Source organism: Fredinandcohnia quinoae, assembly GCF_022427965.1.
GTDB classification, from domain to species: domain Bacteria; phylum Bacillota; class Bacilli; order Bacillales; family Bacillaceae_L; genus Ferdinandcohnia; species Ferdinandcohnia quinoae.
Genome location: NZ_JAKTTI010000078.1, coordinates 1 through 1,477 on the forward strand (window position 1 = coordinate 1; position 1,477 = coordinate 1,477).

Consider the following 1,477-nt stretch of genomic DNA (forward strand, 5'->3'; position numbering starts at 1 on the left):
TAAAGTGTACCCTTTGTAAAGGACATTTTGAAAAAAGGCTTAGGCAACCTGAAGAAGATGATTTCTGTATTGTACAGGAGTCATCTTTTTTAGATTCCATTGATATCTAGTTTGGTTATAATAGCGGATATATTTATTAATTTCCCGTTGAAGTTCCTCAATTGCTTTACATGCCTTTATATCAACTTCATCTTTAAGATGACCAAAAAATGACTCGATAGGAGCGTTATCCCAACAGTTCCCTCTTCTAGACATGGATTGGCGTAATCCTAGTTTTCGAACGTGTTTTTGAAAATCAGGATGCGTGTAATGAGTACCTTGATCGGAATGGATGAGGGCATCTTTAGCCTGCTTAAAGCTTCTGTTCTTCTTCAGCTTGGCCAAGGTGTTGGTGGCCAATTCCATGGTGATACGGCTTGACATATAATGTGCTAAAACTTCACCTGTAGACCCATCCTTAATGACGGACAAATAAGCTCTCTGTCCACCGTGATAGTTCAGGTAAGTGATGTCTGTAAGAAGTACTTTGCCGGGCATAGCCTGCTTGAATTGACGATTTAGTAGGTTCGGAACGACTCGATGTTCCTGAGTAGCTTTCATCATTCTCCGGTAAGGATTTGCTTTCCTAATTGGGCAAACGATATCATATTTTTTCATGATTCTACGAATTTTTTTCAAATTGAAGACACACTGAAATTGACCCGCCAATGTCATTTTGATTTGACGTGCCCCTTTCTTACGATTTTTAAAGTGAAAAGCCTTTAAGATCATGGCTTTAGCCTCTTCATCTTTCGCTTCTTGGTATTTTCGTCTTTCTTCTGACTTAGCTGAGAAGTAATTGTAGTAACCACTTCTTGACACACCGGCAGCCTCACAGAGGAATTTCACCATGTGTTTCAAGTTATATTTTTCAATAACTTCACGAATAAGAATGTACTTCTGACTTACAGGAAGCTTTACCTTTTCAGCCCCCTTTCTAACATATGAATCTTTTTTAAGAGTTCATTTTCTGCCTTTACAAGATTCATCTGAGCTTCTAATCTTGCATATTTCTCCTCCATTGTTAGTTCTTTTAACCGTGGCCTTCCGGAACTTTCTTTTCTGGTGTCTTTCAGCCCCATTACGCCTTCAGCTTTATATGCAGCCTTCCAACGTTCGGAAGCAGATTTAATTCTTTGCATTCCAATGATTTCAACGTCAAAACCTGCTTCTTCAAAGATCTGTCTTGAAAACTTCCCCTTACTAACTTCCGAAACAAAATGTTGTTTAAACTCATCAGAATAAGTGATTCCTTTTGAACTAACAGATTTAACATAGGGGTTTTTAGATAAAATTACGATTTCTTTCTCTGTAAAAGTCTTTTTACTCATGTTTCTCCGTCTCCAGTATGTCTCTAGTTGTGTTATTAAAATTATACAAAAAAAGCACCCTATAGAAAGCACTTTTTTAAAGTGTCTACTCTATAGGGTACATTTTA

Annotated in this window: 1 protein-coding gene; it reads right to left on the reverse strand. The window is 37.4% G+C overall.

Annotation, left to right across the window (positions count from 1 at the left end; translation table 11 throughout):
• Positions 1 to 39: 39 nt before the first annotated feature.
• A protein-coding gene (locus MJG50_RS21930; RefSeq protein ID WP_240257906.1) for an IS3 family transposase occupies positions 40 to 1,370 on the reverse strand; the annotation gives its coding sequence in 2 pieces (ribosomal slippage) (positions 40 to 1,001 and positions 1,001 to 1,370; 1,332 coding nt in all).
• Positions 1,371 to 1,477 lie beyond the last annotated feature (107 nt).